Genomic DNA, 15,971 nt, shown 5'->3' on the forward strand with positions numbered 1-15,971 from the left:
TAGCCGAACCCTGTGGGCAGCGTTTGTTGGTCATTTTTACTGCGTTATCGACTTTTTATGTAGAATAACTACACCTCAAAGTCTCTGCCGCGCACTTGTATATGAGTAATGACCAACAATTCGCTGCAAAAATAACCTTGAAAGATCAACAGACCCTAGCACTCATTAATATTAGAATGTATCTATTTGGGGCCCCAGACCCAGTACAATGAAACGACGGTAGGTGTCGTCATCTGCATCAACGTCAGTTGAAAACATAATAGGCTGTGTGACACATCCGCGAAGGGCGAATTTATCAGTGTAGACCTCTGTTAGCCTGTTTAACGTAAGGCTGTATGGCTGCTGTCGGTAGAACAACGCAGGAGCCTTTTAAGAACACTATTCCCTCAAAAGGCTGCCCGCAAATACCGCACTAATAGTTTTCCCTAAAAGCAGATTCTAATGCGGATTGATATCATCATGTAATGGGCGTTTTTATCGTAGCAAAACCATGATTAGTTGGTTGATTTACGCAGCAAACCAACCCACACAAGTAACATCATGCTTAACCAGCCTAAACTACCGCCACCACTGCTACTGTCGGTTGATGTGGTGGTTGCCGTCGTCGCAACAGTCACGGTTACATTTTGGCTGACGCTTGACTCATTTCCCAATGAGTCGGTCGCCACCAATGTAATAGTGTAAGAGCCACTTTGCGTGTAAGTATGATTTGCATTTTGCGCAGTACTTGTAGCACTGCCATCACCAAAGTTCCATTGGTAAGTTAAACCACCAAAGCCCTGAGTTGAACGATTTGCCACACTCACTGTGGCATCGGTTTGGGTTAGGGTAAACGCTGCGACAGGTGCAATAATTACCCTAATGGTTTTTGTTGCCGTGACCGTATTACCCGCACTGTCTTTCACCACAAGGCTAACCACATAGTCTCCCGACTGTGTATAAGTGTAAGCAGGTGCTGGATCGGTACTGGTTGCATTATTACCAAAAGACCAAGCATAAGTGTAATCACTGCCCCCTGTGACTTCTGCACTAAAACTTACATTCGCACCGTTAACTTGTGCGATGATGTTAGCCGTCAGTGTTACCTCTGGTAAGACGCTGCTGTCTGCTAATGCAAATTCAACCGTTGCAGTGCTGCTGTCTGTGGCTTGCTGAGTGATTTGCATGGTTAAACCCAGTTCCGGCAATATCATTCCCGCCTGTGGTTTCAGTGGCGCGCTGTAGTCTCGACTGTCATCAAACAGAGATTCCGCACTTAAATGAGCATCACCAACATAAGCACTTTGGTTGTATAAACTAAAGGTAGCATCGCGCACTTGAACCTCGGTGCCTCTTGTGCCAATTAAGTTTTGGTCTGCATCAATCACGCCAATCAAACTTTCTCCGGGGTGCTCTGATACGTTATTGTCGTATTGGTTAAAGTTTTCTAACCACAGCAATACACCTGGCACATACTTACTGTAACTTAAACCTGCATCCACACCTTGATGGCTGCGTAGCTGCACAATATAGCGTCTAGCTTGTCCTGGTAGGCTATCATCTATACGACTGAATCCCGCTAAACTGGCAACATTGTCGGCTTCGGCGCCGTCAACGTAAAATGCAGCACCTTGATTTGTTAGCTGTATGTCATCAATTGCCATGCCATACTCACTCACGGCTTCGTCAGTTTTGTACACAATACTGATCTGCACATTGCGACCTGCATAAGCACTTAAATCAAAGCTCAAATCAACCCAATGATTAACACCTGAAGAACCTGCAATGTCGCTCGACTTACCTGTAATTGCATTTTTAACTGATGGATAAACCGAATTACTATTGTTGGTATAGTTTCCCTCAACGGCAACACTATCAACTAATACCTGTACATAGTCATAATCTTCTTCAATGTCCCAATGCGCTTTAAAGGTTAATGCTAGCGGTGTACTTAAAGGTAATGTCACGTCAAAAGACATGGCATTATTGAGCATGTTGCCTTGCCCAGAATAGTACTGATACTCACCTGTAAAAGGGGCCTTAAACGCAATGTTTTCAGCTGGTAGCGCAATTGATAGCTGGTTAACATCATCGGTATTGATCGCATGATTTAACTGAAAAGCTGTACCACTACTTGTTAAATCAGCTAAAGAGATATGTTGCTCATTAACCCACTTGCCTTTGTACTTTTGTTGTAAATAAGACTTAGCATAAGGGCTAAAACCACTCGGTTGAGAACCGGCAATACTTCCCGTCCAGCTACCTCCAGACATTAACGACCAGGCACCTACAGGCGAACCGTCACCACTGTTGGTTGTGTCATATTCGTCAGGTAAGCCTAAATCATGACCAAACTCATGGGTACATACCCCCGCAGCGGAGTCGATTGGCTGCACGGTATAACCAAATACCTTTATACCTCGGCCGGGAATGGAGTAACCCGTACTAGCAGAATCGACATAATATCGGTGTGACCAAATAGCATCATCACCTAAAACACCGCCACCAGCCTCTTCACCAATACTGGAGTGAAACAGCATGACATGGTCGATAATTCCATCAGACTCATCATAGTTACCATCATTATCAAGATCGTATGGGTCTTCAATGTCATAACTTTTGAGTTCTGCATCACTCATGTTCGCCACTGCTTTGACAACGGCTTCTTTAACTAAATCTGGTACAGCGCTATCATCGTCGTCGCTATTATTGCTGCCATAAAATGCGGCATTATTATCTGCGGTCACCCAATCTTGTACTTGGCCGGTAAAAAAGAAACTGTTACCTGACACAGCCTGGAAGTATTGATAGGCCGATTGCAACGTTTGATTGTTTGGGCCGACAAACCCGGTTTCAGAAAACAACAATTGTTGATAGTGCGATGCAGGATAGCTGCTGTAGTACATATCTGTATCACCAGCAACAAGTTGGTTCGCATCATGGGGTAAGTCAGGGAAATCCACCAGCACGGCAAGTACTTTGACCGTTTTGGTAATATCTTGATCAGCTTGAACTGTACTATTAACTGCTACATATTGTGCACTTTTACTCTTTTTTTGAGCAGCTTGTTTTAAGCGCACTTGCTCAGCTTTCAGTTCAATTGCAGCAGGCTTAAACGTCGCATCACGGCCACGACTCACAAAGGCGTCAATGGCCGCCTGCTGTTCTGCCTCACTCGCATCGGCAGCCAGTTCGCCACGTTTAATTAACCAATACAACACCTGTTGCTCGTTAATGAGTGCACCGTCTGCTGGTGTGCCCGTTTCCATAGCGGCTAAAGCAGCGCTGCTTGAACAGGCCAACAATAAGGTGGAGATAGCCATCCCTTGGAGTGTAGTTAACTTACTCATTACGACTTACCTGTATTTGGTGTGGGTTTAGGGCATTTTTTAAATGCTTGTTGGCGCTTAGTAATGTAATCGGCCACCGTTTTATCTATTTGCACTTGGTCCATGTCATCAGTAATGACACCTTTAGCACGCAAATTATCAATCAATTTACTGCGATCACGTATCGGTGGCATACCACTTGGGCCACAGTCTTTGACCAATGGTTTGGTTGCTATCTTGTCGACCACAGGTTCTTCTGTTGATTGATGCTGGCACCCTTGAACACTCAATATGGCAAGCACAAGCAGGAACATAATTGGCTTCATCATTTACCCCGCACAATAATTACATGAAACTAACATCTGCAACGATGGGCTTACAATTAAAATTAGACATTCTTTAATGTAAATGTGGCTGAACGCTTAAAAAGTAATTAAAAAAAGCCAGTAGCTTAAGCAACTGGCCTTGAATTAACCGTAACGACTTAAACACGTTAAGGTGTGGCAGTATTAATATAATTTGAAATCCCATCGAGTAGCATTTGCACCGAAATCATCACCAGGACCATTCCCATTAAACGCTCAACAGCGGTAAGGCCCTTTTCACCAAGAATACGAGTAAATAACTTGTAAAACATTAGGATAAAAGCACTTAGCGCCCAAGCTGACACTAATGCTATCGTCCAATCTATCATGCGGTTACCGTCGGTATGAGCTAATAAAATCAGCGCAGCCAAAATAGATGGGCCAGCCATCAACGGAATGGCCATAGGCACAATAAAAGGCTCTTCGCCTGCGGCCAAACCAGCAACCCCACCAGGTGACGGGAAAATCATTTTAATTGCGATTAAAAACAAAATAATCCCGCCAGCAATACTGACAGACTCAGAACGTAAGTTAAGGAAGTTTAAAATCGCTTCGCCCGCATACAAAAATGACAGCATAATGATTAATGCAAACAACAGTTCACGGATTAATACCTTGCGGCGCTTTTTAGGATCAATGTGACGTAATATAGACGCAAAAATAGGTAAATTACCCAGTGGGTCCATAATGAGAAATAACATTACCGCGGCTGAAAAAATATCCATGGACAACAATCTTTAGTTTGCAAAACAATGACTATATTGTATACCTAAAGCACAATCACAATCGACGTTATCCCTATTTTTAATTGTTTAATCTCAGACAATTTGCACACTTACATCTTTCGTATAAGCCTAAAGTCACGTTGAGAGAATCGGTTTTACGTAAATTTTTCAGCTTGAGCGTTTCATACGCTACAACGCCACTGAAAAATGCTATACTGCGTTGTTTTTTTCGATTGAATTTTTGGACATCATGCTCTATCTCATCGCTAGCTGTATCGCATTATTATTTGGGCCACTCTTTTACCGTTATTTCTCATCGGGAAGTGGTCTACAAAAAGGCTTAGACGGGTTTATTTTCGTCTCGCTTGGCGGTCTGGTACTGATCCATATTTTACCTGAGTTACTCGAGCACGGTGGATTTATTACCCTGTTTTTTGTCCTGCTTGGTGTATGGGGCCCTACAGCAAGCGAAAAGCTCTTTCATCGTTACTCTACTATCACTCATAACATCACTTTACTCCTTGGTATTGGAGGGTTATTGCTGCATACCATCACCGACGGTGGTGCAATGGTGTTGGCACAGCAAGAAGGAAACTCAACATTGCTTGCCTTAGGAGTCATAATGCACCGCCTTCCCGTTGGTGTTGCCATTTGGTGGCTGTTAAAACCACAAGTAGGTACACGCTGGGCAAGCGCTGTACTGGCTGCAATGATGGCATTAACTGCCGTAGGGTATTTTGCAGGTGAACACTTACTCACCCAATTAAGTTTAGAAAATACTGTTTATTTACAAGCGTTTGTTACCGGGTCAATCTTACACGTTGTGTTACATCAACCCCATGGTCACCAACAAGAAGACAAACATGGCAAGTACCAGTATCAAGCTGGTATTGGCAGCTTGTTCGGTTTAGGGTTATTAACGCTACTGCTGTTAATGGATACCGGTGGCCATGAGCATGCACATCAACCTCATGGCTCAGAACAGTTTTTGAGCTGGCTATTAACCATATCGCCTATTTTAGTAGGCAGCTATTTTATTGCTACATCACGTTTTGCTCTGGGCTTACGCCCATCAAGTCCTTCGTTAGCATTACGCTGGTTGCAGCGTCTGGCAGGACCTGAAGCGTTATTGATCACGCTGTTACTATTAGGGCCTTGGTTCGCCCTATATCAAGTGATTGGCCTATTGGCTATTGGGTTATTGATGACCATGACTCAAGTCAAAATCACCGACCCACACCCAAGCATTCCAGACTCGGCTTTGGATTTTGGTTTTGGCCAATTAGTCGATCGCAGCGCGCCTTGGATTATATTGAGTTTGGTTTTAGCCAACTTAATTGGTCACCCTTCAGTGCCCCTAGAAAATCCTGCATTACAAGTATTTATCTTACTATTAGTCTTTTTACCTATGCGTTTTTGTAACCTTGGGGCGGTGATTTTAGCCTTAGCACTGGCTTATAGTGGATGGAGCCAAATTGCCATCGCCTTTACCCTACTCGCCGCGCCAGTACTGAGCATTGGCCAGTTAAAACTAATGAATTGGAAACAAGGCTTAATGCTAGGCGGTATCCTGCTAGCAGGCCTTATGGTTGCCGACCAAGTCGTGCTGAGCTCAACGGTCACCTTACAATTGCCTGACACCGTCAACGTTTTGGGCTTGGTCATTATTATATTACTGTTTGGTGCAAGTTTATTGCGGCTTGGGCCAAGGCAATTTTTAAGTCGATTGATGATCAATATAAAATCGACTTCCCATCATCATGATCATGCAAGCAGTCATGAGAACTCAGCTGACCATAGCCATTCTCATACCAAAGCAAATCATACTGAGCATCATCACAAACATCAGTAAAACGATTAATTTATGGTTATGATGGGGTTATTGACTAACAGCGAGAAACCCCATGTGCATTTTATTTGTTGCTATTAATGCTCACCCAGATTACCCACTCATCGTTTGTGCCAATCGCGATGAATTTCATCATAGGGCAACAGAGCCCGCTCATCGCTGGTCAACTACACCTACGATTTATGCAGGAAAAGACAAACAAGCTGGCGGCACCTGGCTTGGCGTGAATGCTCGGGGAGAATTTGCAGGCTTAACTAATATAAGAGTGATTGAACAACAAGATGGAGTACGCAGTCGCGGTGAACTCGTGGTTCGCGCCTTGTGTTCAACTGAATTTTCATCACAATGGCTTAGTGAACATGCTGGAAATTACAATCCCTTTAACCTGTTATTTCAGCAACGTAATCAACTTTACTGCTTTAATAGCCAAACGTTACTCACCACAGAGTTATCTTCAGGATTCCATGCAGTCAGCAATGGCGCATTAGATGATATCTGGCCTAAAATGGCCAAAGGACAGCAAGCCCTACAGCGTTATATCCAACACACTGCACAACCAGAAATTGAAGCGTTACGCTCCTTAATGCTCGACACGTCACAACCGCAAGATGATGATCTCCCTAAAACAGGCGTTAGCCTTGAGTGGGAGAGACGACTCTCGTCTATTTTTATTCAGCACGAAGAATACGGTACTCGCTCCACCAGCATTATGTTGAAACACCGTAATGGCCAAATCACGTTTTCTGAAACTCGCTATGATGGTAAGGGGCGTAATTTAGGGTCACAACAGTTTATGCTCGGTTGACTTCAATATTTCACGGTAACAAACCGTGACCCACACCACATAATGGACACAATTCCATATCAGTAGCTGCTAAATTACACCCGTTAGCCTAGGCAACATTCATTTTTACAACCTAGATCAAGTTAATTTGTTTGTGAACATTGCATACTTCGCCTGTTGCTAATTTACTCCCGGAGGACACGCCTTGAAGCAGCCCACACAGATTAGTTGGGATCAGTCGATGATCGAAAAGTACAATTACAGCGGTCCCCGTTATACTTCTTATCCGACCGCATTAGAATTCGATGACGCCTTTACTGAGCAAGATTTACTGACATCGATTAAAAATAGCAAAACCGACAAACTGTCGTTGTATGTGCATATTCCTTTTTGCGCCAAGCTTTGTTACTACTGTGGCTGTAATAAAATTATTACTCGCCATGCTCACAAAGCAGATCAATATATTGAGTATTTAGCCGCTGAAATTATTAAGCGTGCGCCGCTATTTAAACATTACACTGTAACCCAAATGCATTGGGGCGGCGGTACACCAACCTTTTTAAGCCCTGAGCAAATTCTTAAGTTAACGGCGTTGATTAAAGCACACTTTAACTTTGCAGAAGTAGGCGAATACTCAATTGAAGTCGACCCTCGTGAGATTGAACTGAGCATGTTAGACACACTAAAAGAAGCCGGTTTTAATCGGGTATCGATTGGTGTGCAAGACTTTAATAAAGATGTTCAAGTCGCAGTAAATCGTGAGCAAGACGAACAATTTATTTTCGACTTAATTGCCAAAGCAAAAGCATTGGGGTTTGTATCAACAAACGTTGACCTTATTTACGGCCTACCGCTGCAAACACCTGAAACCTTTGCTCAAACAATTGCACGCATTATTGAATTATCGCCAGATCGTCTATCGGTATTTAACTATGCACACTTGCCATCTCGTTTTGCGGCGCAACGTAAAATTAAAGACGTTGATATGCCATCACCACAACAAAAACTCGATATGTTACATCAAACTATTGAGTCGTTAACGGGTGCTGGTTACCAGTTTATTGGTATGGACCACTTTGCTAAACCAAATGATGAGTTAGCCAAATTACAAAATGCCGGAAAACTACACCGTAACTTCCAAGGCTATACCACTCAGGAAGAATGCGACCTATTAGGCTTAGGGGTGTCATCAATCAGTCAAATTGGCGATTGTTATGCACAAAACCAAAAAGACATTCGCCCTTACTACGAGGCAATTGATGCAAATGGGCATGCATTATGGAAAGGTTGCAGCTTAACGCGCGATGATGAGATCCGCCGCGCAGTCATTAAGCAAATCATTTGTCATTTTGACTTAGACATGGCCAAAATTGAGGCTGCATTCGATATTCAATTTGAAAGCTATTTTGCTGAAGACTTAACGTTATTAAAGACCTTTATTGATGACAAGCTTGTCGATATTAGCAACCGTAAACTCTCAGTTAGCACGACCGGTCGTCTACTTATCCGTAACATCTGTATGTGCTTTGATGTCTATTATCGTCAAAAAGCCCGCCAACAGCAGTTCTCACGGGTGATTTAATTAAAACCGAATGAATAACTGAACATAAAAATAGCCAGCATTTGCTGGCTATTTTGCTATGTACTTTATAAGGTTAAGCTCAAACGCTTACAACATTCAAAAAACTATTTAGCTTTTTTGGCGTACAACGCTTTACGATCACTGTCGGACAAAAAGGCCATCTCAACGCCATTGCGCTGCAATGTTACCAACTGGCTATCGCTAAAGCCCATTTCTGATTTAACCACACGATACTCGTGCGCCATATCAATTGCACTCACGCCAGGATCATCAGTATTCAAGCCAATTAAGACACCAGCGTCTAAAAACTTACGCAAAGGGTGCACATCGTAGTTTGCGACAGTTGAGGTATGTAAATTACTGGTTGGGCACGACTCAATACCAATACGATGTTTGGCTAAGTATTCCATTAACTTAGGGTCGTGAATCGCATTAACCCCGTGGCCAATACGAGTTGCACCGAGTATGTTAATCGCTTGCCACATGCTTTCTGCGCCCGCAGCTTCACCGGCGTGAGCCGTTATTTGCAGTCCGGCATCACGGACACGTTTAAAGTGTTCAGTAAATAAATCGCCGGGGAAACCGAGCTCGTCACCGGCCAAGTCCATTGCAACAATGCTGTCACGGTGCGCTAAAATGCCTTCTAACTCTAAGCGGCATTTTTCTTGACCAAAAGAACGCGACATAATACCAATAAGATTAATCTTAACGTCGTGCTCTTTAACACCAGCACGTACACCATCAATTACCGCTTCAACCACGCCTTCAATAGGTAAATTATGATTCATTGCCATGTAGTAAGGGCTAAAGCGCAGTTCTGCATAATCTAAACCTTGAGCAGCCGCATCGGCTACGTTTTCATAGGCAACACGCTTAACAGCATCTAAGTCCGCTAATACTGCAACCATCCAGTCAAGTTTCTTTAAAAAATCAACTAAGTTGTTTTCTTTACCCTGAATTTGTACAAAAGGCGCGAGTGTTTCTAACGAATCAGCGGGTAACGTTATGCCATGTTGATGGCCTAATTCCCAAATGGTTTTTACGCTAACATTACCGTCTAAGTGACGATGCAAATCAACCAGCGGAATGGTTGTATCAATCATAATTAACCCCTATAAACTTACCCTGCCATTGGTTTGATTGTGTCGGTCAGAGAATAGTATTCAGTTTAACATGTATTTACATTATTTCTGATGACGATTGTTATTTTCTGAATTCAATCACAACATCTGCACAACTGTGTTTGCGATGTGTTTTTTGTGTCGAAATCGGGCATACTCTCAATGAATAAAAGCATACATTACCTACTGCCATTCTAAAGGACTTTTAATGCGCTTGCTTATCTTACCAGCTTTGTTTGTATTCAGTTTATCCGGCTGTCAAATCAACTCGCCCCAGCAACTCAACACTCAGGCGCTTAAAAACAGCAGCGTCTCGCAAACACATGCAGAAAAAGACTTGCAAACAATCATAGACAAAAGCTGGGCGCTCACATTGGCGTATTCACCAGAGCTTGCCGCTAGCTTGGGTGATGTAGAAGCCGCCAGTCAACTCGCCGATCTGTCACCGCATGCTTTAGCACAAAAAAATCAACAAACCTTGGCGCTACTTAGTGCCCTAAACAAGCTAAATCGTCACGATTTATCGAAAGAAAGCATCATTAATGCCGATATGCTGCAAGCTCAATTACAAAACGATGTCGACTTGTATCGCTTTCATGATCATTATTTACCCATTACCGCAGAAAGCGGTTTTCATGCCTATATTGCATCTATTGCAAAGTCACGGTTTAGTCGCATTGAAGACTACCAACAATATATGGCTAAATTAGCATTGATGCCACGCTATTTTGCACAGCAAACCTATTGGCTCAAACAAGGTATGGCCAGTGGAATTACCCCCGCTAAAGTCACATTAAAGGGTTTTGAAGACAGCATTAGTGCCTTTATTGTCGAACCAGAAAGAAGTGGCTACTTTGCGCCATTTACTCACTACCCAGAGCACTTTAGTCAAGCAGAAAAAGCCACACTAACCCAACAAGGCCTTGAACTCGTGACAAACACAGTGTTGCCTGTGTATCAGCAATTTTACGACTTTATGACTCAGCAATATATCCCTAATGCTCGCACTGACATTGCCGCTTCTACACTGCCAGATGGCCCTGCATTTTATCAAAATAGAGTGAATTACTACACGACCGTTGACCTGACTGCCGAGCAGGTCCATCAGCTAGGGCTTGATGAAGTGGCAAGAATTCGCGCCGAAATGGACACGATCATTAAGCAGGTTAATTTTAACGGTAGCTTTGCCGAGTTTTTACATTTTTTACGTACCGATCCGCAGTTTTATCCCAAGTCGGCTAACGAGTTGCTAAAAGAAGCCGCCTTTATTGCCAAAAAAGCCGATGCCATGTTGCCAAAATATTTCGGTAAATTACCACGTACACCTTATGGAATAGCTCCTGTACCTGCAGAAATAGCACCAAAATACACGACAGGGCGTTACTCTGGCTCAAACCGTGATGACGAGCCAGGGTATTATTGGGTTAACACCTATGCTTTAGACAAACGCCCATTATATGAACTAGAAGCACTCACATTGCACGAAGCAGTTCCTGGGCATCATCTACAAATATCCCTTAATAAAGAACTCGCAGACTTACCCAACTTTAGACGTTATAGCTATATTTCAGCCTTTGGTGAAGGCTGGGGGCTGTATTCAGAATACCTAGGACTTGAAGCCGGATTTTACCAAGACCCATATAGTAACTTTGGCCGTTTAACTTACGAAATGTGGCGAGCCGCACGTCTTGTTGTCGATACTGGAATGCACGCTAAAGGTTGGAGTCGCCAACAGGCTATCGACTTTATGGCCAGTAATACTGCACTGTCAATGCACAACGTTACCACCGAAATTGACCGCTACATCTCATGGCCAGGGCAGGCTTTATCATACAAAATTGGCGAATTAACCATTAAACGTTTACGCGCTAAAGCAGAGGCAGCCCTAGGAACAGATTTTGATATTAGAGCATTTCATGATGCTGTACTTGAAAACGGGTCTATCCCAATGTCAGTATTAGAGCAAATGATTGATCAGTTTATCGCGCAGCAACAAGCCTTAATTAAAGCGAACAAACAAATATGAGCGCCATATTATCTAAGATAAACCATAAAAATATTCACGAGCTGGCTGACACATAATGCATTACATGAAATTTTCATCTGAACTCAAGTTAGATACCAGTGCGCAACGCGACTTTTGGCTTGCTGTTATTCAAAGTCATTTTTGCACACCAGATGGAGTCAACATTGCCTTTGCATACATTGAACATCCAGATAGCCAAAAAGCAATCGTGATAAGTAATGGCAGGGTTGAATCTTACATTAAGTATAAAGAACTCATGTTTGATTTGTATCAGCAAGGGTTTAGCGTATATGCATTAGATCATCGCGGGCAAGGCTTATCAGATAGGCTAACCCACAATCCACATCAAGGCTACGTTGAAAAATTCAGTGATTACACTAATGATCTTAATCAATTTATCACTGATATTGTGGCACCAAACAAGCATAAAGAACTGTTTATGCTTGCTCATTCAATGGGATCTACCATCGCCACAGACTATATACACCATCATCCAAACACATTTACAGCAGCCGTGTTCTCGGCACCCATGCTTGGGATAAAACTGCCCTTTTCGCCGTCGCTCGTTCGTTGGCTAGCAAACAAATTTGACAACAGCCACATTAGCAACGGCAAAGTAAATAGCCGATATGTACTTGGTGGCAGTGGATATCAAGCAGTCACTTTTAAACGCAACCAATTAACACACAGTAAGCCACGGTATTTACAATACCGAAATCTATTTGACGCAACACCCAAAGCGCAACTGGGATCTCCAACTAATCGCTGGTTATTAGAGGCTATGAAAGCCGCAGATCAGAGTATTGAGTATGCCAAAAATAGCAAAACACCTATCTTGATATTACAAGCAGAAAAAGACAGCATCGTTTGCAACAAGGCGCAAAACCTTGCTCTAAGCAGCCAATGTCATAAGGTAGTTATAGAAGGGGCATACCACGAAGTATTTATCGAAACCGATCAAATGCGAAATATTGCCTTGTCTTATACTCTAGAATTTATGGCACAACACTCAAAGACAACTGGGTCTTAATTAACTGAATAATATCGTCCTCACTTAATGGCCGACTAATAATATACCCTTGGAACCAAGTGCATTTTGCATGCGTTAATAAATTAAGCTGTTGTTTATTTTCAACTTGCTTAGCCACCACAGGCAAATGAAGTTTCGTGGCAAAATCGACAACAGCATTAACAATATTAAATTTTTCAGGATTATACTCAAGCTCTTCTAAATAAATCGCAGCAAGCTTAACCTGAGAAAAACCAATCCCTTGTAGAATATGTACCGCACATGAACCGCCGCCAAAATTATCCATCGCGATGTTCACACCATGATGCTTTAACTCAACTATTTTTGATTTAGCACTTGTCGTATTGACCACAAAAATATCTTCCGCTAACTCAAACTGAAGCAAAGCAGGATCAATCTGTGCCGCATGAATTCGACTCATCACGACACTGACAAAATGCTCTTGGTGAAAATGTCTAGAAGAAATATTTAACGACATGATAGGTACTTTAGATTGTGCCTGGTTTAACGTTTGGATGACCTCTATCACTCGGTCTAATCCCCATAGCTCCAATTCAAAAATACAATCTGTTAACTCAGCTGCCGCAATAAACTTTGCGGGGCTAATAAAACCAAAGTGGGGATGATGCCAACGCATCAACACCTCAACACTCTGTAGTCGCCCAGCCTGATCAACAACGGGTTGATAAACTAACGACATTTGTTGATTAGATATTGCTTGACTTAACTCATTTTGCAATTTTAATGGTTGAATGTGATTCTTATCTAGCTCAGGTAAATAAATAGCACAACCATTGGTACTACTTTCTTTAGACTGTTCAAGGGCACTATCGGCACGGGCCAATAAGATTTGCGGTTCTAAAGATTCGATTCCGTCAAAAACAACGATGCCAATTCTCGCTGAAATTGACAAGTTTTGTTCTGCAATTGTAAACCCACGGCCAATAAGTTGTCTGACTTCACTGGCTAATGCTAAAGCACGTTTATTAGCTTGATCTATTTCGCTGCCTAAACTTTTCGCCAAAATAACAAATTCATCAGCACCTAGTCGAGCGACTAAACATGTCGCAGAAAAACCACCAGATAACCTTGCAGCAATTTGCATTAACAGACGATCACCTAACTGACGCCCTAAAGCATCATTAATGAGCTTAAAATTATCTAAATTAATCATCAACAAGGCAGAAAATTGACCGGTTTTACGACTAAACACCTGTAAGTCATATAATTCGTTGCCCAGTAACTCTCTATTAATCAGATCGGTTAATCCGGTATTATTTATTTTATCGACAGAAATACGCTGATTTTTAACATCACCTGACACATCGGTAATCGTACCAATTAATCTCAATGGCCTGCCCGAAACATCCCATTCTACAATTTTACCTCGATCAAGCACCCAAATATAACGGCCATCTTTATGGCGTAAACGATGAACACTTTCATATTCATCATTTTGATTATTAATATAGTTTTGTAATGTATTTAATACATGTTCTTTGTCATCACGGTGTAAACGCGACTCCCATACAGAATAATCATTATCTAGCTCATAGGGTTGGTATCCTAATATCTCTTTCCAACGATCTGAAACAAACACTTCACCAGTCGCGATACCCCAATCCCAGATCCCATTGCGAGCCCCCTCAACAGCAAACAACCAACGTTGCTCAGCATCATTAAGACGCTTGCGACTTCGAAATAAGCGGGCTTTAACCAAGTTGAGATAGTCTCGTAGATTGTTAATCTCAGAAACAACACAAACAACATTATTGTTAAAATCCGGTTCCTCTAAATTTTTAGCAGCCTGACTTAGTTGCTTGAGGGGTCTTATCAGCACGTAATGCAATAATAAGCAGAATAAAATTAAAACTATTGCACCACCACCCCAAATTTCTATAAACCGTTTCAGCAAACTTTCGGACGCTTCAGACAAGAGATTTACAATATCATATTCAAGGTAAACCAGCTCAGGTGCATTTGAATAACTAAATCGTGAATTGGTATTAAGAGGGTAATAGGCCTGTATAGACAAACGATCAAAATTGACATCAACGTACGGTTTATTGTTGATAACAGCACTTCTGTGGCGTTCTGCAGAATATCCTTCGATAACATTTGACGCATTACTGTCACGCCAAATAATATGATTTGCAAATTGAATGTCACTTGCAGAATCAAGGATCACATACACCATCATACTCTGCTCAGTAGACAAAAGAGCGACTTCTTGTTCTATACGTTCAAAGTCTTGCGTCACAATTGCCGACTCAATCACATGACGCATCCGAAATAAATCTTTTTGAATATGTTCAGTTTGTTTTAAAACAAGTTGCTCATTTAACTCAGCATGCTCATAAAAATACTCCCCGCAGACTAAGGCAAGGTAAAGGAGAAAAAGACTAAATGGTACAAAAAAAGTTAAAGAAAGCTTTGGCAACCGAGGCAAAATAAACCCACCCAATTAAACACATGAATATATGCTAGCGGTAATGTTAGCAGTAAGTAAAGAAATACTTATGTAACACAATCACATAAACCGAATTCGATTTAATTATATTGCACCCCAATAAGAGCTTTTAAGCCGATTCAACCTCATACAATACCGGGTTTACTTATGCCAATCCGCATTAAAATGTACTCTTTAAGCGAAAATTATCAGTGCGGTATTCATGCAACATTTGAGGGCCGTAGTCCAGTAGGGCATAGTGCGCTATGTTTAGAAAGGCTAACAAAGAATAGCACACTGATAAATTAGCTCTTCGGGAGTGATACCATTCCGCGTTTGAAAGGGAACAACCATTACTACATAGCGACGCCTTAATCAAAAATCGCTGGACGCATTCTGAGTGGTCACTTATTAATGCGGAATGGTATGAGTCACAAACATCATTACGGCTTCAAATGACGTTGATGTAGATAACTACACCTGCAGCCATTTTCATTGTACTGGGTCTAATAACGCAGCCTAAAATAGATCACACTCTAATAAGGATTGGTACTAGATAATTTAATGACAAGATCACCATGTTAAATGAACTATCACATGTGAAAAAGTGCTGACCACAAGTAACGGTGAAAATGCCATTATTGCAACAGCAATTTAGACAGGTAGATAAACGAAAAAATCCCCAACACGCAGTGCTGGGGATTTTTCGTATATTAGGCGCCTGGAAATGAC

Annotated in this window: 10 protein-coding genes; 5 read left to right on the top strand and 5 right to left on the bottom strand. The window is 42.0% G+C overall.

Annotated features, from left to right (window positions below):
* Nucleotides 1-494: 494 nt before the first annotated feature.
* The 3 genes from L2703_RS18465 to L2703_RS18475 form a co-directional block, all read right to left on the bottom strand.
* Entirely contained in the window at nt 495-3,329 is a 2,835-nt protein-coding gene (locus L2703_RS18465; RefSeq protein ID WP_248972494.1) for an immune inhibitor A domain-containing protein, read from the bottom strand.
* On the bottom strand, nt 3,329-3,637 hold the full coding sequence (locus tag L2703_RS18470; RefSeq protein ID WP_248972495.1) for a hypothetical protein: 309 nt from the start codon (nt 3,635-3,637) through the stop codon (nt 3,329-3,331). The genes L2703_RS18465 and L2703_RS18470 overlap by 1 nt, the downstream gene beginning before the upstream one ends.
* 164 nt (nt 3,638-3,801) lie before the next feature.
* Complete coding sequence (locus L2703_RS18475; RefSeq protein ID WP_248972496.1) at nt 3,802-4,398, bottom strand: YhgN family NAAT transporter; 597 nt, start codon at nt 4,396-4,398, stop codon at nt 3,802-3,804.
* 250 nt (nt 4,399-4,648) lie between these two features.
* Here L2703_RS18475 and L2703_RS18480 point away from each other — a divergent pair, with 250 nt between their 5' ends.
* From L2703_RS18480 to hemN, 3 genes are all read left to right on the top strand, one after another.
* Nucleotides 4,649-6,250, top strand: a complete 1,602-nt coding sequence (locus L2703_RS18480) for a metal transporter (RefSeq protein WP_248972497.1) — start codon at nt 4,649-4,651, stop codon at nt 6,248-6,250.
* A 52-nt stretch (nt 6,251-6,302) separates the two neighbouring features.
* Complete coding sequence (locus L2703_RS18485) at nt 6,303-7,052, top strand: NRDE family protein (RefSeq protein ID WP_248972498.1); 750 nt, start codon at nt 6,303-6,305, stop codon at nt 7,050-7,052.
* A gap of 184 nt (nt 7,053-7,236) precedes the next feature.
* Nucleotides 7,237-8,613 (top strand): oxygen-independent coproporphyrinogen III oxidase, encoded by a 1,377-nt coding sequence (hemN, locus tag L2703_RS18490; RefSeq protein ID WP_283107960.1) that lies wholly within the window; start codon nt 7,237-7,239, stop codon nt 8,611-8,613.
* A gap of 104 nt (nt 8,614-8,717) precedes the next feature.
* On the opposite strand, the gene add is transcribed toward hemN, so the two are convergent.
* Nucleotides 8,718-9,716, bottom strand: coding sequence for an adenosine deaminase (add, locus tag L2703_RS18495; RefSeq protein WP_248972499.1), 999 nt, complete (start codon nt 9,714-9,716; stop codon nt 8,718-8,720).
* Between the two features lie 226 nt (nt 9,717-9,942).
* Here add and L2703_RS18500 point away from each other — a divergent pair, with 226 nt between their 5' ends.
* Nucleotides 9,943-11,760 carry a DUF885 domain-containing protein gene (locus L2703_RS18500; protein ID WP_248972500.1) on the top strand — a complete coding sequence of 606 codons (1,818 nt, stop codon included), beginning with the start codon at nt 9,943-9,945 and terminating at the stop codon, nt 11,758-11,760.
* Between the two features lie 55 nt (nt 11,761-11,815).
* Entirely contained in the window at nt 11,816-12,790 is a 975-nt protein-coding gene (locus L2703_RS18505) for an alpha/beta fold hydrolase (protein WP_248972501.1), read from the top strand.
* Here the strand turns inward: L2703_RS18505 and L2703_RS18510 are convergent.
* Nucleotides 12,756-15,077, bottom strand: a complete 2,322-nt coding sequence (locus L2703_RS18510) for a putative bifunctional diguanylate cyclase/phosphodiesterase (RefSeq protein WP_248972502.1) — start codon at nt 15,075-15,077, stop codon at nt 12,756-12,758. The genes L2703_RS18505 and L2703_RS18510 overlap by 35 nt on opposite strands.
* Between the last annotated feature and the right edge of the window lie 894 nt (nt 15,078-15,971).

Source organism: Shewanella basaltis (assembly GCF_023283885.1).
GTDB lineage: Bacteria > Pseudomonadota > Gammaproteobacteria > Enterobacterales > Shewanellaceae > Shewanella > Shewanella basaltis.

What these genes read in the sequence shown, in the direction of transcription:
- L2703_RS18465 (WP_248972494.1), bottom strand. Translation starts at nt 3,329, where the DNA reads ATGAGTAAGTTAACTACACTCCAAGGGATGGCTATCTCCACCTTATTG.
- L2703_RS18470 (WP_248972495.1), bottom strand. Translation starts at nt 3,637, where the DNA reads ATGATGAAGCCAATTATGTTCCTGCTTGTGCTTGCCATATTGAGTGTT.
- L2703_RS18475 (WP_248972496.1), bottom strand. Translation starts at nt 4,398, where the DNA reads ATGGATATTTTTTCAGCCGCGGTAATGTTATTTCTCATTATGGACCCA.
- L2703_RS18480 (WP_248972497.1), top strand. Translation starts at nt 4,649, where the DNA reads ATGCTCTATCTCATCGCTAGCTGTATCGCATTATTATTTGGGCCACTC.
- L2703_RS18485 (WP_248972498.1), top strand. Translation starts at nt 6,303, where the DNA reads ATGTGCATTTTATTTGTTGCTATTAATGCTCACCCAGATTACCCACTC.
- add (WP_248972499.1), bottom strand. Translation starts at nt 9,716, where the DNA reads ATGATTGATACAACCATTCCGCTGGTTGATTTGCATCGTCACTTAGAC.
- L2703_RS18500 (WP_248972500.1), top strand. Translation starts at nt 9,943, where the DNA reads ATGCGCTTGCTTATCTTACCAGCTTTGTTTGTATTCAGTTTATCCGGC.
- L2703_RS18505 (WP_248972501.1), top strand. Translation starts at nt 11,816, where the DNA reads ATGCATTACATGAAATTTTCATCTGAACTCAAGTTAGATACCAGTGCG.
- L2703_RS18510 (WP_248972502.1), bottom strand. Translation starts at nt 15,077, where the DNA reads ATGCGTCATGTGATTGAGTCGGCAATTGTGACGCAAGACTTTGAACGT.